We start from the raw sequence: 26,209 nt of genomic DNA on the forward strand, positions 1-26,209 counted from the left end.
GCTTATGCCACGCGGCCGCGGCGCGCCCGCTCCAGATGCACCAGCAGCAGCGAGATCGCTGCCGGGGTCATGCCCGGGATGCGCTGCGCCTGGCCGATGGTCTGCGGGCGCACGCGCTCCAGCTTCTGCAGCGCTTCGGCCGACAGCCCGCGTACCGTCGCATAATCGAAGGCTTCAGCGATCGGCGTGGCTTCGTGCCGCTGCTGCCGCTCGATCTCCTCGCGCTGGCGATCCAGGTAGCCGGCGTACTTCACGCCGATCTCCACCTGCTCGGCCACCTTGGCGTCGGCCACGGCCGGGCCCAGCGACGGCACCTGCATCAGCTGCGCGTAATCCAGCTCGGGGCGCTTGATCAGGTCCAGCACATTGGTTTCGCGGCTGACCATGACGCCCAGCGTATCCTGCACTTCGCGGCCGAGCGCATTGGCCGGCGTGGCCCACAGCGCACCCAGACGCGCACGCTCGGCGGCGACGGCGGCCTGCTTGGTCTCGAACGCGTTCCAGCGGCGGTCATCGACCAGGCCCATTTCGCGGCCAGCGGGGGTCAGGCGCTGGTCGGCATTGTCCTCGCGCAGCTGCAGGCGGTACTCGGCGCGGCTGGTGAACATGCGGTACGGCTCGTTGGTGCCGTGGGTGATCAGGTCATCCACCAGCACGCCCAGGTACGCCTCGTCGCGGCGCGGGCACCAGCCATCCAGTCCACGTACCTGGCGTGCGGCGTTGAGGCCGGCCAGCAGTCCCTGCGCGGCCGCTTCTTCATAGCCGGTGGTGCCGTTGATCTGGCCGGCGAAGAACAGGCCGTTGACCAGCTTGGTTTCCAGCGAGGCCTTCAGCCCGCGCGGATCGAAGAAGTCGTACTCGATCGCGTAGCCGGGGCGGGTGATGTGCGCGTTCTCGAAACCACGGATGCTGCGCACCATCTCCAGCTGCACGTCGAAGGGCAGCGAGGTGGAGATGCCGTTGGGATAGATCTCGACGATGCCCAGGCCTTCGGGTTCGACGAAGATCTGGTGGCTGGCCTTCTCGGCGAAGCGCACCACCTTGTCCTCGATGGACGGGCAGTAGCGCGGGCCGATGCCTTCGATCTGGCCGCTGTACAGCGGCGAGCGATGCAGCGCGTCGCGGATGATCTGGTGGGTCTGTTCGGTGGTGTGGGTGATCCAGCAGCTGACCTGCTGCGGATGCTCGTCCACCGAGCCGAGGAAGGACATCACCGGGCGCGGCGAATCACCGGGCTGTTCGTCCATCACGCTGTAGTCCAGCGAGCGGCCATCGATGCGCGGCGGCGTGCCGGTCTTCAGGCGGTCCACCTGGAACGGGCGCTCGCGCAGGCGCGCGGCCAGCGTGGTGGCCGGCGGGTCGCCCATGCGGCCGGCAGCGTACTGGGTCGGGCCGACATGGATCTTGCCGGCGAGGAAGGTACCGGCGGTCAGCACCACGGCCCCGGCGTCGAAACGCAGGCCGGTCTGGGTGATGACCCCGCGCACGGCGTCGCCTTCGATGACCAGATCGTCCACTGCGGCTTGGAACACGGTCAGGTTGGCCTGGCCTTCGACGATGGCGCGGATCGCCATGCGGTACAGGTTGCGATCGGCCTGGCAACGGGTGGCACGCACGGCCGGGCCCTTGGAGGCGTTCAACGTGCGCCACTGGATGCCGGCGCGGTCGGCGGCATGCGCCATCGCACCGCCCAGCGCGTCGATTTCCTTGACCAGATGGCCCTTGCCGATGCCGCCGATGGCCGGGTTGCAACTCATCGCGCCCACGGTTTCGATGTTGTGGGTCAGCAGCAGGGTGCGCACGCCGGTGCGGGCTGCGGCCAGCGCGGCTTCGGTGCCAGCGTGGCCACCGCCGATGACGATGACGTCGTAACGATGGAAGGACGGGTTCATGGGAGGCTGTTCAGCTGGGGGCGGGCGCGGCCGGGGGGCGGCGCCGGGGTGGCGATTTTAGCGCCATTCGGGGCCGGGACGCCGGTACCGGCCGGCCGGCGCCGAAATCAACCCTAAAGTTGGCAGGATTTTTGCAGATAACCCAATAGCACCCATCGTGGCTGGCGCCGCAGGCGCCCGTGACCGGAATTGGAACAGGGGCCGGTACAGGTGCATGGTGGGGGAGCAGAGGGCCGGCAGTCGGGGGACTGTCCGGCCCTGTTTTTTTGGGGTGCCGGGAAAGGCCCCGTCCACGCATGGCGTGGATCTACTGACGCTGGGGCTCTCGCCGGTTGGCGGCCCGGCAAAACAAACGGCCCCGCATTGCGGGGCCGTCTGCCTTCAGAGGTGCCGACATCCGACAGGGCCGGAACAGGGGGGATCCAGATGTTCCTGTCGGATATCGACGTAGAGCTTTTTGCGGCGGCCCGTGTCGTTTTTGTCACTTTGTGACGCGGGCCGTCACTGTCCGCGTAGATTGCGGCTTAGACCGTATGAAATGCAAGACGGTTCAGCGCTCAACTGTGCGCTGCGTCGCACGATCCATGTTGCGCCAGGGGGAACCGTTCATCCTCGGCGCACTCGGTGCCGGGGCCGGGCGGGCCTGCGGTGCGGGCGCCGGCGGCTGCATGTTCGACTGCGGCGGGCGACGCATCGAATCCATGTTCCGCCACGGGGAACCGCCGTTGTACGACGGCCTCGGCGGCGGCGGACGGTTCTCGCCACCGTTGCCGGGCGGGCGCGGCGGCGGGCGGTGGTTGTGCGGCGGGCGGTAGATCGGGCGCGAGTAGTACGGGTTGCCATAGCCGCCGTAATAGCCGCCATAGCCACCGTAGTACGGGTAGCCGTAGTTGTAGGGATAGCCGGCCGGGTAGCGGTACTCCACCGACGGCGCGCCGTGGTAGTAGCCGCCACCGCGGCCACCGCCTACATAGTCGTAGGTGGTGCAGCCAGTCAGGCCCAACAACAGGCCACCGGCAAGCAACAGGCGCATTTTCATGGTGGGTCCCCCCAGAGGACGGGTGTGCAGTCAGCTTCGTGCGCGGGCATTGAATCGGCCCTTAATCCGGCTGGCCAGGATGAATGGAGGCGTAGGCCCGCATGCTGGCATGACCTGTGCCCCGGTCGCCAGCGCGGGGGCATACGTTAATCTTGCGTCATGAGCGATTCACTGTTGCCCCGCGCCGATGATGTCCTGCTTGCTGCTGCGAGGATTGCCCCGCATGCCAGCGTGACCCCGGTGCTGCGCTCGCGCACGCTCGATGCGATGACCGGCGCACAGCTGGCGTTCAAGGCCGAGCACCTGCAGCGTGGTGGCGCATTCAAGTTCCGTGGTGCCTGCAATGCGGTGTGGTCGCTGGATGCCGATCGCGCCAGTGCTGGTGTGGTGACCCATTCCTCCGGCAACCACGGCGCCGCGCTGGCCTTGGCCGCACGCACCCGGGGCATCCCCTGCCATGTGGTGGTGCCGGAGGGGGCGGTGGCCGCCAAGCTGGCCAACATCGCCCGCCACGGCGCCACGCTCTGGCGCTGCCCGCCGACCATCGCCGACCGCGAGGCCACCTGCGCCAGGGTGCAGGCCGATACCGGCGCAACCCTAGTGCATCCCTATACGAACCCGGCGGTGATGGCCGGGCAGGGCACCGCGGCCCTGGAACTGCTGCACAGCGACGGCCCGTTCGACGCGCTGGTGGTGCCGGTGGGCGGCGGTGGCCTGGCCAGCGGTACCGCGCTGGCCCTGCAGCACGCCAGTCCGCAGACCCGGCTGATCCTGGCCGAGCCGGCCGGCGCCGATGACACCGCGCGCTCGCTGGCCATCGGCGAGCGCCAGGGCGCGTTCACCCCGGACACCATCTGCGATGGCCTGCGTACCCTGATCGGCGCGCCCAATTTCGAGTTGCTCCGCGCCGCCGGTGCCGAGGTGATCGTGGTCGATGACGCCGCGACGCTGGCGGCGATGCGCCTGCTGTGGGACGTGCTCAAGCAGGTGGTGGAACCCTCTTCGGCCACCGTGCTGGCTGCGGTGCTGGCGCAGCCGCAGCGCTTCGCCGGCCTGCGCGTGGGCCTGGTGTTGTCCGGCGGCAACGTCGACCTGCCAGCGCTGCGCTGGGGGGCGGCGTGAGCCGCGGGCGGCACCGCGAACGCACCGGCCTGCTGGGCTGGTTGTGGCGGCTGTTCGTGCTGCTGGTGATCTGGCTGCTGGGCGTGACCGCCTGGATCGTCTGGGTGGGTGAACGCGACCAGGCCGCCAAGGCCGACGCCATCATCGTGCTGGGTGCGGCCGCCTATGACGCCAAGCCGTCACCGGTGTTCGAAGAACGCATCCGCCACGGGCTGGATCTGTATGAAGCACGCTATGCGCCGCTGCTGATCTTCACCGGTGGCTATGGCGGCACCGGTGCGCGCTTCTCCGAGTCGCAGGTGGCGCGGCGCTACGCGCTGAAGCATGGCGTGCCGGACGATGCGATCCTGATCGAAACCGCTTCGCGCAATACCGTGCAGAACCTGGTTGAAGCCAAGCGGCTGATGGACCAGCGCGGCCTGCACCGCGTGATCGTCGTCAGCGATCCGCTGCACATGGCGCGCGCACTTCGCCTGAGCAAGGCGCTCGGCATCGATGCGCTGGCCTCGTCCACGCCCAGCACGCGCTTCCGCAGCTTCCACACCAGCTGGCGCTTCCTGGTGCAGGAAATCTATTTCTTCCACCGCGACCTGGTGCGCCCGCCGTTGAGTTCGCCGGCCAATACCTGAGGGCGGAAGCCTGCGTTGGGCGCGGCGTCGCATTGGGTAGTGCCGGCCGCTGGCCGGCAGATGGCCCCCATGGAATCGTGATGTTGCCGGCCAGCGGCCGGCACTACCAGACGATCAGGTCTGCTTGCGCCGGATTGGAATCGCCGACACCGCCCGAATTTGGTGGGTGCCGACCTTGGTCGGTACAACCTGTCAGATCGCGATGTCGCCGGCACTGTGCCGACCAAGGTCGGCACCCACCAGAGCGATTCGCCTATGGCGTCGCATTGGGTAGTGCCGGCCGCTGGCCGGCAGATGCCCATCATGGAATCGTGAGGTTGCCGGCCAGCGGCCGGCACTACCGGACGATCAGGTCTGTTTGCGGCGGATTGGAATCGCCGACACCGCCCGAGTTTGGTGGGTGCCGACCTTGGTCGGTACAACCTGTCAGATCGCGATGTCGCCGGCACTGTGCCGACCAGGTCGGCACCCACCAGAGCGATTCGCGTATGGCGTCGCATTTGGTAGTGCTGGCCGCTGGCCGGCAGATGCCCATCATGGAATCGTGAGGTTGCCGGCCAGCGGCCGGCACTACCAGACGATCAGGTCTGCTTGCGGCGGATTGGAATGGCCGACACCGCTCGGAATTGGTAGGTGCCAACCTTGGTTGGCACCATCTGTCAGATCGCGATGTCGCCGGCACTGTGCCGACCAAGTTCGGCACCCACCAGACCGATTCGCGTATGGCGTGGCACGCGGTAGTGCCGGCCGCTGGCCGGCAGATGGCCACCATGGAATCGTGAGGTTGCCGGCCAGCGGCCGGCACTACCAGACGATCAGGTCTGCTTGCGGCGGATCGGAATCGCCGACACCGCCCGAATTTTGTGGGTGCCGACCTTGGTCGATACAACCTGTCAGATCGCGATGCTGCCGGCACTGTGCCGACCAAGGTCGGCACCCACCAGAGCGATTCGCGTATGGCGTGGCATTTGGTAGTGCCGGCCGCTGGCCGGCAGATGGCCACCATGGAATCGTGAGGTTGCCGGCCAGCGGCCGGCACTACCAGACGATCAGGTCTGCTTGCGGCGGATCGGAATCGCCGACACCGGCACCGAGGCGACGTCATGCCCACCTTCGCGGATCGGCGCGCCCGGGTCCGGTGCCCAGGCGTGGGCGTAGATCACTTCCCAGCTGCTGGGCAGCTTGCCGTCGGCACGGCGCATCGGCTCGTATGCAGCGGCGGCAGCGGCGAAACGACCACGCCCGGTCAGCGTATGGCGGCGGTCCACCCGCGCGTTGGTCGCGCCCATCGCGCGCAGTTCGCGCATCAGCGAGGGCAGGTCGTCGTAGGTCAGGGTGAACAGATCGCGATCCAGCACCGGGTCGCGGAAGCCGGCCATCATCAGCGCGTCGCCGAACTGGGCGATCTGGGCGAAGCGGCTCACGTGCGGACGATCATCGGCGGCGGCGAACGCTTCGTTGAGTTCCACCAGGGTTTCCGGGCCGAAGGTCGAGCACAGCAGCAGGCCACCGGGCTTGAGCACGCGACGGAATCCGGCGAACACCGCCGGCAGGTCGTCCACCCACTGCAGGCACAGGTTGCTGAAGATCACATCCACGCTGTTGTCGGCCAGCGGCAGCGCGGCGGCATCGCCGCACAGGCGCTGGAACGGCTTCCACCAGCCGGCCTGGCGCTTGGCCTGGTCCAGCATCGGCAGCGCCACATCCAGCGCGATCACCTGCGCCTTCGGCCAGCGCTTCTTCATCAACGCGCTGGCATGGCCGGTACCCGCGCCGATGTCCAGCACCACCTCGGGCTTGCGTGCCTCCAGGTAGTCCAGCGATTCGATCAGTCGCGACTGCACCTCGCGCTGCAGGGCGGCGGCGGCGTCGTAGCTGCTGGCGGCACGCGCGAACGCGCGGCGGACGTGGCGGGCATCGAAGTGGGACGGCATTGCGAAAGTCTCTTAGAACGTACCGGGGTAGGCGCCGCCGTCGATCAGCAGGTTCTGCCCGGTGAGGTAACCGGCCTGCGCACTGCACAGGAAGGCGCAGGCGGCGCCGAACTCGTCCGGCGTGCCGAAGCGGCCGGCGGGAATCTGCTGGCGGCGACGTTCGGCCACTTCGCCAGCATCGCCGTCCTTGCCCGCACTGTGGGCGAAGTTGGCGCGCAGGCGGTCGGTGTCGAACTGGCCGGGCAGCAGGTTGTTGATGGTGACGTTGTGGGCCACGGTGCGGCGCGACAGGCCGGCGACGAAACCGGTCAGGCCGCTGCGCGCGCCGTTGGACAGTGCCAGGATGTCGATCGGGGCCTTCACCGCCGACGAGGTGATGTTGACGATGCGGCCGAAGCCACGCTCGATCATCGCGTCGACGGTGGCACGGATCAGCGCGATCGGCGCCAGCATGTTGGCGTCCAGCGCGGCGATCCAGTCGTCGCGCTCGAAACTGCGGAAATCACCGGGCGGCGGACCACCGGCGTTGTTGACCAGGATGTCCACCTGCGGGCATGCGGCCAGTGCCGCAGCACGGCCGCCCTCGGTGGTGACATCGGCGGCAACCGCGCGCACCTCGGCAGCGCCGGGCACGGCACGCAGTTCTTCAGCGGCGGCCTGCAGCGCAGCGTCACCACGGGCCACGATCACCACGTTGACGCCCTCGCGCACCAGCGCACGCGCGCAGCCCAGGCCCAACCCCTTGCTGGCGCCGCAGACCAGTGCCCAGCGGCCGTTGATACCCAGATCCATGCGTCAGTCCTGCGGAATTCGGAAGGTGCTCATTGTCCGCCATCAGCCGGCGACAGGGCGGCAACGAAGTGTTGCAGGGCGGCGGCCACTTCGTCGGCATGGCCAAGGAACGGCGCGTGGCCGCCGTGGGCGATGGTCAGCGCCTGCGCACCCGGGGCCAGTGCTGCGGCGGCCTGCATCGCCACCGGAGACACCAGCCGGTCACGCTGGCCGGCGATCCACAGGCTGGGCTTGCCCAGCGTTGGCAGTGCGCCGCGCAAGTCAGTGCTTTCGAGCAGGCGCAGGCCTTCCAGCAGGGCGCGTTCGGTGGGCGCACCGCGCTCGACCAGGCGCTGGCGCAGGGTGCGCAGCTCTTCGCGGGCGTGTGCCGAGCCCATTACGTCCAGCGCGAGGAAGCGTTCCAGCGTGCCGCCGAAGTCGGTCGCCAGCTCGCGGCCGAACTGCTCGAACACCGCCGGCTCCACCGCGTGCGGCCAGTCATCGCCTCGCACGAAGCGCGGCGTGGCGGCGATCATCGCCAGCCCGCGCACCTTTGGCAGCGTGGCCGCCGCGTGCAATGCGAACAGGCCGCCCAGTGACCAGCCGCACCACACCGCCGGCGGCGTAGCCGCGGCAATGGCACCGACCACGAACGGCAGGCGCAGCGGCGTGGTGTCCTCGCGGCTGTGACCATGGCCGGGCAGGTCGACCAGATGCAGGGTGAACTGGTCCGCCAGGCGCTGCACCAGCGGCGCGAACACACCGCCCTGCAGGGCCCAGCCGTGAATTACTACCAGGTCCGGCCCACGGCCGGTGACTTCAATATGCATGGGCAACGACGCGGAACTCAGGCGAATGCAGGCAGCGGCGGTGGCGCGGCTTCACGCACGGCCAGGGCCACGCGTTCACGCGCGCTGGTAATGGCCTCGACCAGGCCACGCACCTGTTCCGGAGTGTGCAGCGCGGACAGCGTCACCCGCAGGCGCGCCTTGCCTTCCGGCACGGTCGGCGGGCGGATCGCACCGACCAGCCAGCCGGCCTGTTCCAGCGCCGTGGACATGGCCACGGCGGTGTGGTCATCGCCGCACAGCAGCGGCTGGATCGGCGTGTCCGAAGCCATCAGGTCCAGCCCATGGCGGCGTGCTTCGCTGCGGAACAACGCGATCAGATCTGCCAGTTTGGAACGGCGCCAGTTGTCCCTGCGCGCCAGGCGCACCGCTTCAAGCGCAGCGGCGGCCATCGCTGGTGGCACGGCGGTGGTGTAGATGTATGGGCGTGCGGTCTCGGCCAGATGCTCGATCAGGTCGTCGCGGCCCAGCACCAGTGCACCGGAACCGCCCAGTGCCTTGCCCAGCGTGACCAGCTGCAGCGGCACATCGTCCACGCCCAGTCCGGCGGCGGCCACGGCACCACGGCCATCACCGACCACGCCTACACCGTGCGCATCATCCACATAGAACAGCGCCTGCTGCAGGCGTGCCACAAGCGACAATGCACGCAGCGGTGCGATGTCGCCATCCATGCTGAAAACACCATCGGTGGCCAGCATTGCCGCGCCATCGGGCGCATGCTTGAGCTGACGCATTGCGCCTTCCGCATCCAGATGCGGATAGCGGCGCAGGCGTGCACCGGCCAACCGGGTGGCATCGAGCAGGCTGGCGTGGTTGAGCTTGTCCTGTACGCAGACATCGTTCTCTTCGCTCAGCAGCGCCTGCTGCACCGCCAGGTTGGCGGAGAAGCCACTGCCGAACAGCAGCGCACGCGGATAGCCAAGCCATTCGGCCACCTCGCGTTCCAGCGCCTCATGCAGGGCATGATGGCCGCAGACCAGGTGCGAGGCACCGGCGCCAGCGCCTTCGCGTGCGGCGGCGTCCTGCAGCGCGTTGACCACGCTGAACTGCTGGGCCAGGCCGAGGTAGTCGTTGCTGCAGAAGCCGGTCAGCCACTGGCCGTCCACTTCCAGGCGCACGCCATCGCGACGGGTGACCGTGCGTCGCGGGCGGCGACGGCCTTGGGCATCGCGCAGGGCGCGCTGGGCGTGGAGGCGGGCGGTCAGGTCGGGGCGGGCCATGGTGGCTGAATGCGTCGACGGGGCGGCTAGGGTAGCGCGTTGCCGCGGCGCCTGCTTGCGGCCCGTCTCAGGCCGCCTGAGCGCAGCCACAGCCGGGCGTATCGGCACTGATATCGGCGTGCACGGTGCCGCCGTGGTCGTGGCCCTCGGCATCCACCTGCACCGCCATCGGCTGCAGGCCCAGCCGGGCGAACAAAGCCAGGTCGCGCTCGCTCTCCGGGTTGCCGGTGGTCAGCAGCTTGTCGCCATAGAAGATCGAATTGGCACCGGCAAGGAAACACAGCGCCTGCAGTTCGTCGCTCATGGCTTCGCGCCCGGCCGACAGCCGCACCATCGAGCGCGGCATGGCGATGCGCGCCACTGCAATCATGCGCACGAACTCGAACGGGTCCAGCTCGGCACTGCCATGCAGCGGCGTGCCTGCCACCTGCACCAGCTTGTTGATCGGCACCGAATCGGGATGTGCCGGCAGCGAGGCCAGCGCCAGCAGCAGGCCGACGCGCTGCGCGCGCGTCTCGCCCATGCCGACGATACCACCGCAGCAGGTCTTCAAGCCGGCATCGCGCACGTGCTCCAGCGTGTCCAGGCGGTCCTGGTACTGGCGCGTGTGGATGATCGAATCGTAGTAATCCGGCGCGGTGTCGAGGTTGTGGTTGTAGTAGTCCAGGCCCGCATCCTTCAGCGCACGCGCCTGCTCGCCACTGAGCATGCCCAGCGTGGCGCAGGTCTCCAGGCCCAGTGCCTTCACCCCGGCGATCATCGCCGCCACCTTCGGGATGTCGCGGTCCTTCGGCGATCGCCACGCGGCGCCCATGCAGAAGCGCGATGCACCGGCGGCCTTGGCCTGGCGTGCCTTGGCCAGCACCGCGTCGGTCTCCATCAGCTTCTGCGCGTTCACCCCGGTGCTGTAGCGCTGCGCCTGCGGGCAGTACGCGCAGTCTTCCGGGCAGCCTCCGGTCTTCACCGACAACAGCGTGGACACCTGCACCTGCGCCGGATCGAAGTGCTCGCGATGCACCGCGGCGGCGCGGAACAGCAGCTCGGGAAACGGCAGATCGAACAGCGCCTGCAGTTCGTCGTGTTGCCAGTCGTGGCGGATGGCAGCAGCCATGGCGGGACCTTGGATACGAGTGGAGCGAGGGCGGCAGTGTGGGTGGGCGCGGGGAGGCTGTCAACCATGTGGATTTTAATTTGGTTTACGGATCATCGGTGCAATAGAGCATCGAGCGAAGCGCCGCATTTCACCGCATGCTGCAAGGCGTCCAGCCACAGTGCCTGCTGCACAACGTAAGTGCTGGCGCGCAGACTCTTTCCCATGTTTGATCTTTACCGCCTTCGTGGCCGCATCACCGCGCTGGTCCTCAGCGAGGCCTGGCGCCGCCGCGCCGCGCTGTGGGGCGGCGCGGTGGCCGTGGCACTGGTGGCGATCCTGTTTGCCAAGGCCAGCGATGCGGCCTTCCATCTGTTCCAGCGCATCACCTCGCACTCGCCGTGGTGGGCCCTGCTGCTCACGCCGGGCATCTTCGCGCTGCTGGCCTGGCTCACTTCCGGCGTGCTGAAGCCCACGCGGGGCAGCGGCATTCCGCAGGTCATCGCTGCGCTGGACAAGGCCGATGAGCCGTTCCGGAAAACCAACCTTTCCCCAGCGGTTTCGGCCGGCAAGCTGCTGCTGACCTCGCTGTCGCTGCTGGGGGGCGCATCGGTCGGGCGCGAGGGGCCCACCGTGCACGTAGGCGCAAGCCTGATGTATCTGTTCGGTCGCTGGTTCGGCTTCAAGGATCCCCGCGAGCTCTCGCATTTCCTGTTGGCCGGTGGCGCTGCTGGTATTGCGGCGGCGTTCAACACGCCGCTGGCCGGCATCGTCTTCGCCATCGAGGAGCTCAGCGGCCGCTTCGAGCATCGCTTCTCAGGCACATTGCTGACTGCGGTGATCGTCGGTGGCGTGGTGTCGCTGGGCCTGCTGGGCAACTACACCTACTTCGGCCATGTGAGCGCACGCCTGCCGCTCGGCCAGGGCTGGCTGGCCATCCTGCTGTGCGGCGTGGTGGCGGGCTTGCTGGGAGGCCTGTTCGCACGCGCGGTATTGGCCAGTGCGGCGGGCCGCCCGCGCTGGCTCGGGGAACTGCGGCAGCGGCATCCGGTTCTGTTGGCCGCAGGCTGCGGCCTGGTGGTGGTACTGCTCGCCCTGGTCTTCGGTGAAGGCGCGTTCGGCACCGGCTACGAGCAGGCGCGCAGTCTGGTGCAGGGGCAGGCGATGGTCGGCCACGAATTCGGGCTGATGAAGCTGCTGGCCAACCTGGCCTCGTACGTGGCGGGCATTCCCGGTGGCCTGTTCTCACCTGCGTTGGCGGTCGGCGCGGGACTCGGCCACAACCTGTCAGTGCTGATGCCGGGCGTGGACCCGCGCGCGTTCGTCTTGCTGGGCATGTGCGCCTACCTGACCGGTGTGACCCAGGCGCCACTGACCTCGGCGGTGATCTCGCTGGAGCTGACCGACAGCGGCGATCTGCTGCTGCCGATTCTGGCCACGGTGCTTATCGCGCGTGGTGTGTCCGGGCTGGTGTGCAGGGTACCGATCTACCGCGGGTTGGCGGAGTTGTTGATGGCGCCGAAAACGGCTGAAGATGTGGCTGTCGAGGCGCCTGCTGTGCGAACCTCCCGCACCCGCGAAAATGGAGATGACTAGGAGCAATGCAGCCTGGAGCAGCAATTCTCCTCCCAGAGGAGGTGTTGGCGACGTTACGGTGCTACTTCGTGACCGATGATGGCTCGCTTCCGGAAGTGGAGCTCGCGTACCGTGAGGCCGCCGGAACGGCCGATGCGTTCGCCTATCTGTTTGCCTGCGGTGCCCGCGTCGCGGGTTCTGGAAGTGTGCAGCTCTGGCACCGTGCGGAAGATCTTGGTCAGCCGTTCATGGGACCGGGCGACGCGCGACGCGTTCTCCAGGACGAAGTGGAACCCTTCCATGTCGGCCTTGCAGACATTGCCTGCGGCGGCGTTCTTCTGCCAGAACTGGGTGTGCTCGTCATGCGCCATGGGTTGACGCTCGATTACCGCATGGGAGCGTCATGGGGCCAGCGGGAGGTCCAGGCCTTCCTGCTCCTTCTGCACCAGTTGCAGCGGCGGGGTGGCGTGATGACCGTTCCCTGGTGGGGTGAAGAGGGCCAGCACAGGTTCGAAACCGCGTTGGCAGCCGTTGAGATTTCTTGAGCGGGTATGCCGCAAGGCAGGCACGCAACGGATAGACAACGATCATTGCTTCAATCAACGCGATCAATCAGCCCTCCATCTTCACTCCAGCAGTGAAGCTGATTCCGCGCTGCACCGTCTACCCGATGCCACGCGCGGCACAGAAGATGCGTCCACGCCGGGGCTGCACCCGGTCCTGCATCGAGAGCGCGACCATGATCAACTGCCGTATCCGCCGCCTGGCGGCTGCCGTCCTGGCCCTGGCCAGTTCCCCCGCGCTGGCGATGTCCGGCGCGCCCCTGCTGCCCAGCGAGCGCAGCATCGGCACCCTCGAACCGGTGGCGCGTTTCGAAGGTGCCATGCCCACCAGCGTGGCGGTATCTGAAACCGGGCGGATCTTCGTCAACTTCCCGCGCTGGGGCGATGAGGTGGCCTACAGCGTGGCCGAATGGCGCGACGGCCGCGCCGTTCCCTATCCGGATGCGCGCATCAACCGCAAGGACGGTCCCGATCCGGCGGCCCATTTCATCAGCGTGCAGAGCGTGGTGGCCGATGGCCAGGGTCGCCTCTGGGTGCTGGATACCGCCGCGCCCGGGTTCTCTGCGCCACAGGCCGGCGGTGCCAAACTGGTGGCGATCGACCTTGCCACCAACACCGTGGCCAGGACGCTGGTGTTCCCGGCCAACGTCATCGACGCGCGCACCTATGTCAACGATGTGCGCTTCGATTTCCGTGTTGGCCGCGAGGGCGTGGCCTACGTGACCGACTCGTCGCTGAGCGGTATCGGCGGCATCATCGTGATCGACCTCACCACTGGCGCCGCGTCCAAGCGCCTGGTCGGCCACGTGTCCACCTCGGCCGATCCCGCCTTCGTGCCGATCGTGGAAGGGCGGCAGATGCGGCTGCGTAACGCCGACGGTTCGTCGGCGCCGTTCACCGTGGCCGCCGATGGCATCGCCCTGTCGCCCGATGGCGGCACCCTGTTCTACACACCCTTGTCCAGCCGTCATCTGTACAGCGTGCCGACCGCGCTGCTGCGCGACCCGAAGCTGAGTGAAGCGGAACTGGCGGCAGCGGTGGTCGACCTGGGCGACAAGGGCGCCTCCGATGGCATGGAGATGGACGCCAACGGGCGGCTGTATGCCAGCGACTACGAGCACAACGCCATCCATGCCCGCGACGCGCAGGGGCGATGGACGACGGTGGTGCACGACCCGCGCATCCTGTGGCCGGATACGCTGTCGATGGGGCCGGACGGCTATCTGTATTTCACCGCCAACCAGCTGCATCGACAGGCCGGCTTCAATGGTGGCGTGGATCGCCGGCAGACGCCGTACATGGTGTATCGCACCCGGGTGGATGCGAGGCCTGCGCCAACGCGGTGAAGTGCTCCGTAAACGGGTAAAGATGCCTACAGGTCAAGGAGCGTGCGTCTGATGGCCTCGGGGCAGCGGCGCGGTCACGCTGTAGCGCATGCCGGCCCTGTTCAAGTCCACTCGCCTCCTGCAGGCGGCACTTCGCGTGGTGCTACCGCTGCGCTGCCTGGTCTGTGGCGAGCCGGGCCACGATGAACTTGACCTGTGCCGCGCCTGCTTTGCCGAACTGCCCTGGGCTGGTCGTGCCTGCCTGCGCTGCGCACTCCCGCTACCCGGGAACGCCCTGATCGTCTGCGGGATCTGTCGTGAGGAGGTGCCGCCGCAGGCCGCCACACATGCCAGCCTGCTGTACCTTCCACCCGTCGATCAGCTGCTGGTGCGCTACAAGTTCCATCAGGATCTGGCGGCAGGTCGCCTGCTTGCGCAGCTGATGCAGCGCGCACCACCACCCTGGTCGTGCGCGCCGCTGGTGCCGGTGCCGCTGCATGGGCGGCGCCTGCGCCAGCGCGGCTACAACCAGGCCGCCGAACTGTGCCGGTTGCTGCCGATGCCGGTCTGGCAGGGCCTCTACCGGCGCCGCCACACCGCGCCGCAGTCCGAGCGCAGCGCAGAACAGCGCAGGGACAACCTCTTTGACGCATTCGCCACGCGCTTGTCGCCGCCGACACGGCTGACCGTGGTGGACGATGTGATGACCACCGGCAGCACAGTGATGGAAATCGCCGAGACGTTGCGGCTGGCCGGTGCCAGGGACGTGCGGGTATGGGTGTGCGCACGGGTGCCGTAACGGCCGCAGCAATTGACGACGTATGACGGCTGCTGAAGGATGCCCATCCTTCAGCGTGTGGTGCTCGACTGCGTCGCCGCAATGGGTACACGGATGCAAAGACCCTAAAGTTCCGCGCAATCCCGCCGATAGCGGTTGGCGGTCGAGTCGGTGCTGGCCGCATGTTCTCTCTGCACGATGTCTGCTCACAGCCCCAGGTCTGTACCAATGCTGGACAAGGAAGTCGTTGATGGGTAACAGAAAAGCAGGATGCAGCGTGCGTGCCGTTCTGGGCACCGCGGGACTGTTGTGGATCGGCGTCGTGCATGCACAGTCGGCCAGTCCCTCGTTCGCCGAGCAGCAGGAACTGCGCGAACGCGCCGAGCGCGAGGCGCGCGAGCGTGAGCAGCGGCAGGCATTGCCGGATGTATCACGCGAACAGCCGGCCGCCGCCACCGATCTGCATTCGCTGGAACTGCCGGACGAAGAACCGTGCTTCACCCTGCAGCAGCTGCAGCTTGACGGCGCGCATCTGGGGCAGTTCGCGTTCCTGCAGCGCTATCTCGACCGCTACCGTGGCCGCTGCGTGGGCCAGCAGGGCATCGCGCTGATCGTGCGGCGTGCTTCGGATCTGGCGCTGGCCAAGGGCTACGTGACCACCCGCATCGGCCTGCCCGAGCAGAGCCTGGGCAGCGGAACCCTGCGCCTGCAGCTGGTACCGGGCGTGATCCGGCAGATCCGCTTCAACGCGGAAGAGGTACCCGATTCGATGTGGAAGAGTGCGTTTCCCGCGCGGCCGGGGGACGTACTCAATCTGCGCGCGTTGGAACAGGGCCTGGAGCAGCTCAAGCGCGTTCCGTCGCAGGACGTGAACATGGAGCTGGTGCCGGGCGAGGCGCCCGGCGAGTCGGACGTGGTCATCAGCATCCGCCACGGCAAGCGATGGCGTGCCTCGGTGTCGCTGGATGATGCCGGCAGCCGTGCGACCGGAAAGCAGCAGGTCGGCGCGACCGCGTGGGTAGACAACCTGGCTCGCGTCAACGACCTGCTCAGCATTGGCGTCAGCAGCGACGGCAGTGCCGACAAGGGCCGGGGTACCCACGGCTTCAATGCATCGTGGTCGGTGCCGCTGGGCAACTGGCGTTTCAGCACCAGCACCTACAGCTCGCGCTACAAGCAGACCATCGCCAGCAACGCCGACACGTTCGCCAGCACCGGCACCTCCAGCAACGTCGACCTGGCCGTGGAACGGCTGCTGGTGCGTGGCCAGAGCTACCGCAGCGGCATCGAGCTGCGCGTGGCGCAACGGTCGTCGCACAGCTACGTGGAAGGCGTGGAGATCGAAGGCCAGCGCCGGCGTACCACCTCGGTCGAGCTGGCGCTGCTGCACCGCCAGTACCTGGGGCGGGTCCAGGCAGATATCCGCCTGGCGCACCGCCGCGGCGTGCCGTGGCTGGGAGGCGATGATGACGCCGTGGGCCGTGATGACCTGGCGCCGACGTTCCGCTATGGGCTGACCACGCTGGATATCGGCGCCGGTGGCGCCCTGACATCCGGGCCGCGTCCGCTGGCATGGAACACCGCGCTCCGCTACCAGTGGAGCAAGGACACGCTGTACGGCTCGGAGTTCATCAGCGTCGGTGGCCGCTATACCGTCAACGGCTTCGACGGCGAGGTGCCACTCGGCGGCAGCCGTGGCGGCTACTGGCGCAACAGCATCAGCTGGATGGCACATCGCGCCATCGCGCCCTATGCGGGCATCGATATCGGCCACATCGAGCGCGACGACCGCCAGGGTATCGGCGGCGGAACCCTCAGCGGCGCCCACCTGGGTGCACGTGGCGAGCTGGGCGGATTGGCGTGGGATGGCTTCGTCGGCGTACCGATGAGCCGCCCGGCGTGGCTCAAGCATGAGGCACGCGGTCACGTGATCGGATTCCGCGCGTCCTGGCAGTTCTGATTCGACTGGAAGCACCGTCGCCACGTGGCGACGTGATCGGGTTGTTGTGTGTGCAGTTCCCCCCTGGGTTGATGGAAGCACCTGGCATGAAGAACGTATTCCGCAGTCTGTCCCTGTCCGCTTCGGGCGCCGGTTGGGCCACGCGCCTGCGCACCGCGATGGCGAGCGCCACCCTGGCATTGGCGTTCCTGGCCCCGGGCAGCTCGTTTGCCCAGGTGCAGGTACAGGCCGGCGAGCAGGCGCGGGCCGACCAGGCGGCGAACGGCGTGCCGGTCATCCAGATCAACCGGCCCAACGCGGGCGGCGTATCGCACAACCGCTTCCAGGACTACAACGTCGGGCGCGAGGGGCAGATCCTCAACAACAGCGCGAGCACCGTGCAGACCCAACTGGGTGGCTACATCCAGGGCAACGGCAACCTGCAGCCGGGCCAGTCGGCACGATTGATCCTCAATGAGGTGACATCCACCAATGCATCGCGCCTGCAGGGCCACATCGAGGTGGCGGGGCGCTCGGCGGCGGTGATCGTCGCCAACCCCAATGGCATCACCTGCGATGGCTGCGGCTTCATCAATACCACCCGTGGCACGCTGACCACCGGCACCCCGGTGTTCGGCAACGATGGCAGCCTGTCTGCGTTCCGGGTGTCGCGCGGAACGATCCGCCTGGAAGGCAACGGCCTGGATGCCGGCAACCTGGAAGGCGTCGACCTGCTGGCCCGCGCGGTGCAGCTCAACGCGGGCCTTTGGGCGCGCCAGGTGAACGTGGTCACCGGCGCCAACCAGATCGATGCCCAGACCCTGGCGACGCAGGCGATCACCGGAGAAGGCGAACGCCCGCAGTTCGGCCTGGATGTTGCCGCCCTCGGGGGCATGTATGCAGGCAAGATCCGGTTGGTCGGTACCGAGGCCGGCGTGGGCGTGCGCAGCACGGGCCAGATGGTGGCCGACGCAGGCGACTTCATCCTGACCCAGGCCGGCGATGTCCGCCTGAGCGGACGCACGGCGGCCGCAGGCCGCCTGCAGATCGAAACCGACGGTGACCTGAAGGCCGACGGCACCCAGTACGCGCAGGGAGATCTTCAGATCCGTGCCCGGCAGGCGTCGCTTGCCGGTTCGACGTCGGCGGGCGCTGCGTTGGCCGTACGCGCCAACCAGAATCTGGACCTGGCCGGCAGCGCGCAGGCCGCACAGATGCAGCTGGACGCCGGTGGCACGCTGACCCTGGCTGACACGGTGAAGAGCGCGGGCAGCATCGCGCTGGCTGCCGCGCAGGTGCAGAACCGTGCACAGGTGACCGCAGGTGCCGGGCTTGCCGTGCGCGCCGACACGCTGGCGCAGGACAAGGGCGCGCGCCTGGGCGCACAGGTGCTGGACGTGCAGGCCCGCCAGGTGGACAACGCCGGCCTGCTGCTGGGCAACCAGGGCGTACGGATGCAGGCCGCGCAGCTGCACAACGCCGGCCAGCTGTACAGCGACGCCGACGTCGAACTCGATGCGGCCAGCATCGACAACGAGGGCATCATCGGTGCCGGTGCCAACCTGCGTGCAGCGGCCGACCGCATCACCCAGCTGAAGGGTGCCGAGCTGTCTGCGGGCGGGCTGCTGAAGGTCCAGGCGCGCCAGCAGCTGGACAACGCCGGACGCATCCTCTCCGAGCGGGCGCTGGAACTGTCTGCCGGCGGCGTGGACAACCAAGGCACCCTTGAGGCCCGCCAGGCCACGCTGACGGTCGATCGTCTGCGCAACAGCGGCACGCTGCAGGCGGTGGACCTGCTGGCATTGAAGTCCAACGCACGCATCGACAATGACACCACCGGCAGCATCCAGGGGGGCAAGGGCCTGCAGGTCGACGCCGATGTGCTGGACAACGCCGGCATCATCGGCAGCGCAGCCGATGCCCGCCTGTCCGTTGCCACGCTCGACAACCGCAACCGGCTTGAAGCCGGCGGCACCCTGACCCTGCAGGGCGGCGTTCTGCGGCAGCAGGCGGCCGCCACGGCGCTGGCACGCGTGGTGGCCGTGGACGTGCAGAAGGTCATCAACGACGGTCGCCTGCATGGCCAGCAGGCAATGGATCTGCGCGCCACTGAGCTGAGCAACAGTGGTGTGATCTACGGTCGCGACCGCTCACAGCTGCGCACCACCACATTGGACAATGCCGGCGTGATCGCCAGCGATGGCGCGCTTGACGCGCGTACCGACGCGCTGCACAACCGCGCCGGCGGCAACCTGTCCAGTGCGCAGTCGCTGCAGCTGGATGCGGTGACGCTGGACAACGCCGGCAACGTGTTCGCCAAGGGAGCACTGACGGCCAAGGCCGATGTGATCGACAACCGTGGCGACCTCTATGGCGCCGGCGATGTCGATGTCACCGTGCGCGATTCGCTGGACAACCAGGGCAGCCTGGTGGCCGGCCAGACGTTGCAGGTGCGGGGCCGGACCCTGCGCAGCGAGGGTGAACTGGGCAGCGAGCGCGGCAACGTGCAGCTCAGCAGTGACCAGGCCCTGGTGCTGGGCGGGCGCACGTTGGCTGCCGGCACACTGACCGCGCACGCGGGCGGCAGCCTGGAGCAGTCGGGCAAGGTCTTTGCGCAGCAGGGCGTCGTGCTGTCCGCCGATGCCGGCGTGACGCTGAAGGGAACGATCGACAGCGCCGCTGATCTGCAGGTGCGCAGCGATGGCGACCTGGACAACCAGGCGGCGTTGTTCGCCAGCGGCGCGCTGTCGCTGCAGGCTGCGCAGGCACTGCGCACTGCGGCCGACGTTCAGGCGCGCACGGTCACGCTGCAGGCCGCCCAGGCCAGCAATCGCGGGCGCGTGCTGGCCTCGGGTGACATCGAATTGCGGGCGGGGCAGATCGACAACAGCGGCGTGATCGTGGCGGGCCTGCTGGCCGACGGCAAGGTCGGCAGCACCGGCAGCGTCACCCTTGATGCGCGTCAGCAGCTGCGCAACGCCGGCCAGATCAACGCCGGCCAGCAGGTTCACCTGCTGGGCGACAGCCTGCTGCTGGAGGGTGGCCAGGTCTGGTCCGGTGGCACCCTGCTGGCGCAGGCGCGCAGCGGTGAGTGGCGCAATATCGGCGGCAGCCTGACCGCCATCGGTCTGCTCGACCTGCGTGCCACCGACCTGCTGCGCAATGCGGGCAGCCTGCAGGGTACGCGCATCGGCCTGTTGGCGGCCGCGCTGGACAACAGCGCCGGCGAACTGCTGCAGACCGGCACCGATCCCTTTGAACTTGGCCTGACAGGTGCCCTGCGCAACACCGGCGGGCGCATCGCCGCCAATGCTGGCAGTGTCCACCTGAAGGCTGCGCAGCTGCTGAACCAGGGTGGCCGCATCGAGCATGCGGGCACGGGTGTGCTGAAGATCGAGACCGGCACACTGGACAACAGCAATGCCGGCCTGATCGTCGGCAACGGCGAGGCGGACGTGGCCGTTGCCGGGCGCCTCGACAACAGCGGCGGTACGCTCACCGCAGGCAGCGGGGCACGCGTAACCGGCACGGAGATCGTCAACACCGGTGGCAGGCTCGATGCTGGCGGCAACCTTACCGTGGACGCTGCCGGGGCGTTGGACAACCGCACTGGCACCATCGTGCAGCGCGGCTCCGGCCAGCTGCAGGTGCTGGCCTCCCAGCTGGACAACAGCAATGGCCTGCTGGGGGCCGAGGGCAATGCGCGCGTGACCAGCCGCACGGGCGACCTGCGCAACGTGGATGGCAACCTGTACGCCCGCCAGCAACTCGCGCTCGACGTGGCCGGTGCGCTGGCCAACCAGCGTGGCCTGGTCCACGGCGGCACCTCGCTGGATCTGCAGATCCGCCAGGCACTGGACAACAGCCAGGGCAACATCGAAGCACAGGGCGCTGCGAACATCCGCGCTGCCTCAGTGGGCAATCGTGGCGGCCGCATCGTGGCCAACGGCACCGGGCAGCTGTCGCTGGAATCGGCCGCTGCGCTGGACAACCGTGGCGGCACCCTGGGCAGCACCGGTGGTGCGCTGACGCTGACCGCAGGCAGCGTGGACAACCGCGCCGAAGGCGGCCAGGCCAAGCTGGTGGCCGGAACCGACCTGCGCCTGCAGACCGCATCGCTGGACAACGCAGGCAGCATGGTCCACGCCGCCAATACCCTGTACCTGGAGCGCGCCGGCGCACAGGTATTCAACGTTGGTGGCCAGCTCAGCGCAGGCAACCTGCTGCGCCTGGATCTTGCCGCGCTGGACAACAGCAACGGCCGGCTGCTCAGTCGCCAGAGCCAGCTGACGCTGGGCAGCCTGGCCAATGGTGGCGGCGAAATCAGCGCCTATGAAGCACTCGGCGCACGCCTGCAGGCCTTCAGCGGCATCGGCCGCCTGTTCGGCGGCAGCGAGCTGCGCCTGACGCTGGCGGGCGATTACGTGCATGGCAATGGCCAGCGCCTGGAGAGCAACGGGCTGCTGAAGCTGGACGTGGCCGGCGCACTGGTCAACCAGGGGCGCCTGGAGAGCAAGGGCACGCTTGAAGTCTCGGCGGCGCGGATCGAGAACACCGCTGGCGGGCAGTTCAACGCCACGGCAGGCAATGGCAGTGGTCGCGTCGCGCTGAGTACGGCCGGCGATTTCAGCAATGCCGGTCGCGTGGACGGCGATACGGTGGAGGTGTCGGCTGCCAACATCACCAACACCGGCACCGTGATGGGCAACGCGCTGGAACTGCGCGCCTCGCGCATCACCAACGGCCGCGACCTGGGCAACACGCTGGTCGCACGCGATTACAACGAAGGGCTGATGGCGGCCACCGGCCGCATCAACCTGTATGCCAACTACATCGACAACCTCGACGGCGAGCTCTTCAGCCTGGGCGACATCCGCCTGCAGGGCTGGAACGGCGGCAACGCCCAGCAGATCCGCAACCGTTCCGGGCGCATCCAGGCCGAGAACGATCTGATCCTGGCTGCACTGGGCGTGGCCAACGAGCGTCGTGTGCTGGTCACCCAGCACAAGGTCTACAGCGGCAACGAAGGCGCTGCCGACCCGGACAGCGGGACGTTCAGGGTCGACGGCATCGACGGCCCGGTGCCGCCGGGCAAGCTGTGCCCGGGCGACTGTGCCGTGCTGGAAGTCTGGACCGAGCACAAGGACCTGGTGCTGGAAGGCACCACCGTCATCGCCGCCAGCGCGGCATCGCAGCTGATTTCCGGTCGCGACATGCAGATGTCCGGCGGCTCGGTCGACAACCGGAGCTCGGCCATCGCCGCCGGTCGCAACCTCTCGATCAACGGCCGCGGCTCATCCAACAGCGAAGACCCCAACGACTGGGCCGGCGTGGTCAACAACGAGGCGCTGGCCGGCTACAAGGTGGTCCAGCGCACGTCGACGATCGACTACACCTACCGCCCTTGCCCCAGCCGCTGCGACTTCGAGATCTATGGCGGCAGCCGCGCGCTGGGCACCAGCACGGTCACCAAGCAGGTCACGCTGGCCGGCGGCAATGCCAGCATCACCGCCGGCCGCAAGGTGCAGATCGAAGCGCGCGAGGTCAACAACGCCGTGGTCACCGCGCACAGCGGTGGCACACCGCTGGACGTTGCCGGTTGGCAGGGCAACAACGCCTACGCACCCGAACTGGGCCAGCAGCAGGGCGCCGGCGCGGTCGGCGGCAATGCTGGCGCACCGGGTGCACAGCAGGGCGTGGCCACCGGGCCTGCCAGCGCGCAGGCGCAGGGTGCGGGCACGGCCGGTGATACCGGCTCCCCGGGCCCTGGCCGTGTCACCACGGTGCCGCCGCCGCAGGTGGTGGGCAGCCCGCAGAATCCGCTGCCGGGCCTGTCGCTGCCCAGTGGCGGCCTGTACACGGTCAATCCGGGCAACCAGCGCTGGCTGGTGGAAACCGATCCGCGCTTCGCCAACTTCGGGCAGTGGATCGGCTCGGACTACATGTTCCAGCGCCTGAACCTGGACCCCGACAAGCAGCTGCGTCGGATGGGTGACGACTTCTACGAGCAGCGCCTGGTGATGGAACAGATCACCGGCCTGACCGGGCGTCGCTACCTGGATGCCGACCAGGGCGATGGCATGGGCCAGTACCGCGCCATGATGGATGCCGGCGTGACCGAAGCCGCGCGCCAGCAGCTGAGCGTGGGCGTGGCGCTGTCGGCCGAACAGGTGGCCGCGCTCAACGAAGACATCGTGTGGATGGTCGCCCAGGAAGTGGACGGCCAGAAGGTGCTGGTGCCGGTGGTGTACCTGTCCCAGGCCACCGCCAACCGCCTGCAGCTGGGGGGCGCCGCCATCGCTGGCGAGTCGGTGGAGATCCGCGCCGGCAATGTGTCCAACCAGGGCATGATCCGCGCCGATGATCGATTGACCATCGATACCGGCAGCCTGCTCAACGATCGCGGTGGCATTTCCGCGGGCGGCAATGCCCGCATCACCGCCGTGGAGGACATCCTCAACAACAGCGGCCTGATCCAGGGTGGCAACGTGGCCCTGGTGGCCGGCCGCGACCTGAAGAGTGTCAGCGGCATCGACGTGGCCAGCATCCGCAGCGGCGGCAGCCTGGCGCTGGAAGCCGGACGTGACCTGGCACTGGTCGGTTCGCAGACCCGTGCCCGCGGCAACGCGGCGCTGGAGGCCGGCCGCGACCTCAATCTCACCACGCAGATGCAGGGTGATGGCAGCCTGCGTCGCACCACGCTGGACGTGGGCGGCAGCCTGTCGCTGGACGCCGGCCACGATCTGAACCTGACGGCGGTGACCGCCAAAGCCGGCGGCAGCGTCCATGCCACGGCCGGCAACGACATCAACCTCAACGCACTGACCACCACCGAACAGGGCGGCTGGGGCAGCAACCGCTACACGCGCGAAACCCTCAACGCCAGCGGCATCGAGGCCGGTGGCTCGCTGGGCATGCAGGCCGGGCAGGACGTGAACCTGCAGGCCGCGCAGCTGAAGGCCGGCGACGGCCTGGCCGTGGTGGCCGGGCGTGATCTCAACCTGCAGGCCGAAACCACCACCAACACCAGCCAGCAGCAGAGCCGTGGCAAGCGTTTCTCGCAGACCACGCAGAGCATGGACGAGACCGTGCACGGCACTTCGCTGCAGGCCGGCGGTGACATTGCGCTGGTGGCCGGGCGCGATGCCAACCTCACTGCCACGCAGGTCGGCAGCACCGACGGCGGCATCAGCATTGCCGCTACGCGCGACGTGAACCTGCTGGCGGCACAGGAGGACCACAGCTGGGAGCAGGAAACCACGCGCAGGAAGAAGGGCCTGCTGTCGAGCAAGACCACCACCACTTACGACGCGACCCGGGACAGCCTGGTGGTGGGCACCACGCTCAGCGGCGAGACGGTGACCATCGGCGCCGGACGTGACGTCGTCGCGCAGGCGGCGCAGGTGGCTGCCACCGGTGATGTGGTGGTGGCCGCCACCCGCGACCTCACCATCGGCACGGCCACCTCCACGCACAGCGAAGAGCATGACAAGACCGTCAAGCGCTCGGGCGTGTTCGGCGGTGGTGGCTTCAACCTGACCATCGGCCAGAGCAAGCTGGAAAAGGGCCTGGAGATCGAGCAGAGCGCGCCACAGGGCAGCCTGATCGGCTCAACCGATGGCCGGGTCAACCTGAGCGCAGGCAACACGCTGCACATCACCGGTTCGGACGTGCTGTCGAAGACAGGTACGCAGCTGGTGGGCGGGCAGGTGGTGATCGACGCGGCACAGGGCACCACTGACGTACACCAGAGCACCAAGCAGAAGAGTGCCGGTATCAACGTCGGCCTGACCGGCGGTGTGGTGGATGCCGCCCTGGCCGCCTACGGTGCGGCCAAGGCGGCCGGCAATGCGCAGGATGACCGCCTGAAGGCGCTGTACGCGGTGCAGGCGGCCAATGCCGCCGCTGGCGTCGGCGGCGCCATGCAGCAAGGCGCTTCCGGCGCTACTGACGGCGTGAGCCTGCGCATCGGCATTGGCGCCTCCAGTTCCAGTGCCAGCCAGACCAGCCACGACCAGTCGGCGGTGGGCAGTACCATCCGCAGCCAGGGCGACGTCAGCATCGTGGCCACCGCCGGTGACCTGAGCATCATCGGCAGCCAGGTGAAGGGTGACAACGTGGCGCTGGCCGCGCGGGACAACATCACCCTGCGCAGCGAAGCGGAAGACCACACGCAGTCGTCGAAGAACAAGAGCGGCAGCGGTGAGATCGGCTTCAGCATCGGTGCGCAGACCGGCTGGTACGTATCGGCCAGCACCGCCAAGGGCATCGGCATTGGCGCCTCCAGTTCCAGTGCCAGCCAGACCAGCCACGACCAGTCGGCGGTGGGCAGTACCATCCGCAGCCAGGGCGACGTCAGCATCGTGGCCACCGCCGGTGACCTGAGCATCATCGGCAGCCAGGTGAAGGGTGACAACGTGGCGCTGGCCGCGCGGGACAACATCACCCTGCGCAGCGAAGCGGAAGACCACACGCAGTCGTCGAAGAACAAGAGCGGCAGCGGTGAGATCGGCTTCAGCATCGGTGCGCAGACCGGCTGGTACGTATCGGCCAGCACCGCCAAGGGCAAGGGCAGCGGCAACGGCACCACGCACGTCGAAACCGTGGTGGACGCCGACCGCAACCTGACCGTGATCAGTGGCAAGGACACCACGCTGCAGGGTGCCCAGCTGAGTGGCGACAAGGTGGTGGCCAGCATCGGCGGCAACCTGTCCATCATCAGCGAGCAGGACACCGACGACTACGCCAGCAAGCAGACCCAGGCTGGCGGCACCTTCGTGTATGGCAGCGGCGGCACCGTCAACATCGGCCAGCAGAAGGTCGAGAGCCACCTGCGCAGCGTGCAGGAACAGAGTGGCATCGTTGCCGGCAACGGTGGCTTCGACATCACCGTGGGTGGCAACACGCACCTGGAAGGCGGCGTGATCGGCAGTACTGCCGATGCGTCGAAGAACCGCCTGGATACCGGCAGCCTGACCGTTGTCGACATCGAGAACGAATCCCGCGCCAAGACCAGTGGCGGTGGCATCGGCACCGGGATGAGCAGCGGTGGTGGCATCAGCAACCCGCTGGGGAGCGCGGCCGGCGCGGGGCTGAGCCTGCTGGGCGGCACCAAGAAGAACGACAGCAGCACCACGCGCTCGGACATCGCCGCCGGCACCGTGGTGGTGCGCGATGGCAATGAGAGCGCTTTGGCCGGTCTTGATCGCACGGCCACCGGCTTTGATACCGACAGCGCACTGTCGGCCGTTGACCTGCGCAAGATGCAGGAGCGCGCCGAGGTGATGCAGCTGGGTGGGCAGCTGCTGTTCAAGGGTGTCGGCGACCTGGGCGGCTACCTGAGCCAGAAGGCGGAGACCGAAGAAGGCAAGGCGTTCTGGGCCGACGGCGGCAATGGCCGCGCGCTGCTGCACGGCATGGCCGGTGCAGCGATGGCCGCATTGGGTGGTGCGGATGCGCTGAACGGCGCGGTGAGTGCTGC

Annotated in this window: 15 protein-coding genes; 8 read left to right on the plus strand and 7 right to left on the minus strand. The window is 68.2% G+C overall.

The annotated features are described in order from the left end of the window. Positions 1 to 2 precede the first annotated feature (2 nt). Positions 3 to 1,892: a tRNA uridine-5-carboxymethylaminomethyl(34) synthesis enzyme MnmG gene (mnmG, locus tag JLDANKMP_RS16760; protein WP_062605418.1), complete on the minus strand. Its 1,890-nt coding sequence runs from the start codon at positions 1,890 to 1,892 to the stop codon at positions 3 to 5. Between the two features lie 550 nt (positions 1,893 to 2,442). Then, positions 2,443 to 2,931, minus strand: a complete 489-nt coding sequence (locus tag JLDANKMP_RS16765; protein WP_024958802.1) for a hypothetical protein — start codon at positions 2,929 to 2,931, stop codon at positions 2,443 to 2,445. Positions 2,932 to 3,090: 159 nt separating this feature from the next. Here JLDANKMP_RS16765 and JLDANKMP_RS16770 point away from each other — a divergent pair, with 159 nt between their 5' ends. Continuing rightward, entirely contained in the window at positions 3,091 to 4,053 is a 963-nt protein-coding gene (locus JLDANKMP_RS16770) for a pyridoxal-phosphate dependent enzyme (RefSeq protein ID WP_065183411.1), read from the plus strand. Continuing rightward, entirely contained in the window at positions 4,038 to 4,682 is a 645-nt protein-coding gene (locus JLDANKMP_RS16775; RefSeq protein WP_024958800.1) for a YdcF family protein, read from the plus strand. The genes JLDANKMP_RS16770 and JLDANKMP_RS16775 overlap by 16 nt, the downstream gene beginning before the upstream one ends. Before the next feature lie 1,049 nt (positions 4,683 to 5,731). Here JLDANKMP_RS16775 and bioC read toward each other — a convergent pair. The 5 genes from bioC to bioB form a co-directional block, all read right to left on the minus strand. After that, positions 5,732 to 6,616, minus strand: a complete 885-nt coding sequence (bioC, locus tag JLDANKMP_RS16780; protein WP_005414800.1) for a malonyl-ACP O-methyltransferase BioC — start codon at positions 6,614 to 6,616, stop codon at positions 5,732 to 5,734. Positions 6,617 to 6,628: 12 nt separating this feature from the next. Next, positions 6,629 to 7,408: an SDR family oxidoreductase gene (locus tag JLDANKMP_RS16785; protein WP_212561680.1), complete on the minus strand. Its 780-nt coding sequence runs from the start codon at positions 7,406 to 7,408 to the stop codon at positions 6,629 to 6,631. A 29-nt stretch (positions 7,409 to 7,437) separates the two neighbouring features. After that, positions 7,438 to 8,217 carry a pimeloyl-ACP methyl ester esterase BioH gene (gene bioH / locus JLDANKMP_RS16790; RefSeq protein WP_212561681.1) on the minus strand — a complete coding sequence of 260 codons (780 nt, stop codon included), beginning with the start codon at positions 8,215 to 8,217 and terminating at the stop codon, positions 7,438 to 7,440. Positions 8,218 to 8,234: 17 nt separating this feature from the next. Beyond that, complete coding sequence (bioF, locus tag JLDANKMP_RS16795; RefSeq protein WP_212561682.1) at positions 8,235 to 9,458, minus strand: 8-amino-7-oxononanoate synthase; 1,224 nt, start codon at positions 9,456 to 9,458, stop codon at positions 8,235 to 8,237. A 67-nt stretch (positions 9,459 to 9,525) separates the two neighbouring features. Continuing rightward, on the minus strand, positions 9,526 to 10,569 hold the full coding sequence (gene bioB / locus JLDANKMP_RS16800; RefSeq protein WP_212561683.1) for a biotin synthase BioB: 1,044 nt from the start codon (positions 10,567 to 10,569) through the stop codon (positions 9,526 to 9,528). Positions 10,570 to 10,773: 204 nt separating this feature from the next. On the opposite strand from bioB, the gene JLDANKMP_RS16805 reads away from it, so the two are divergent. The 6 genes from JLDANKMP_RS16805 to JLDANKMP_RS16830 all read left to right on the plus strand — a co-directional run. Then, positions 10,774 to 12,144, plus strand: coding sequence for a chloride channel protein (locus JLDANKMP_RS16805; protein ID WP_212561684.1), 1,371 nt, complete (start codon positions 10,774 to 10,776; stop codon positions 12,142 to 12,144). Between the two features lie 68 nt (positions 12,145 to 12,212). Continuing rightward, on the plus strand, positions 12,213 to 12,668 hold the full coding sequence (locus JLDANKMP_RS16810; protein ID WP_032964538.1) for a hypothetical protein: 456 nt from the start codon (positions 12,213 to 12,215) through the stop codon (positions 12,666 to 12,668). A gap of 194 nt (positions 12,669 to 12,862) precedes the next feature. Further along, on the plus strand, positions 12,863 to 14,032 hold the full coding sequence (locus tag JLDANKMP_RS16815; RefSeq protein ID WP_212561685.1) for an L-dopachrome tautomerase-related protein: 1,170 nt from the start codon (positions 12,863 to 12,865) through the stop codon (positions 14,030 to 14,032). An 88-nt stretch (positions 14,033 to 14,120) separates the two neighbouring features. After that, entirely contained in the window at positions 14,121 to 14,810 is a 690-nt protein-coding gene (locus tag JLDANKMP_RS16820; RefSeq protein WP_212561686.1) for a ComF family protein, read from the plus strand. Between the two features lie 256 nt (positions 14,811 to 15,066). Next, entirely contained in the window at positions 15,067 to 16,749 is a 1,683-nt protein-coding gene (locus tag JLDANKMP_RS16825) for a ShlB/FhaC/HecB family hemolysin secretion/activation protein (RefSeq protein WP_005414791.1), read from the plus strand. 86 nt (positions 16,750 to 16,835) lie between these two features. Next, the coding region (locus tag JLDANKMP_RS16830) for a hemagglutinin repeat-containing protein (RefSeq protein ID WP_249336973.1) at positions 16,836 to 26,209 on the plus strand (9,374 nt) is incomplete at its 3' end.

It is taken from the genome of Stenotrophomonas sp. PE591, assembly GCF_018320795.1.
GTDB classification, from domain to species: domain Bacteria; phylum Pseudomonadota; class Gammaproteobacteria; order Xanthomonadales; family Xanthomonadaceae; genus Stenotrophomonas; species Stenotrophomonas maltophilia.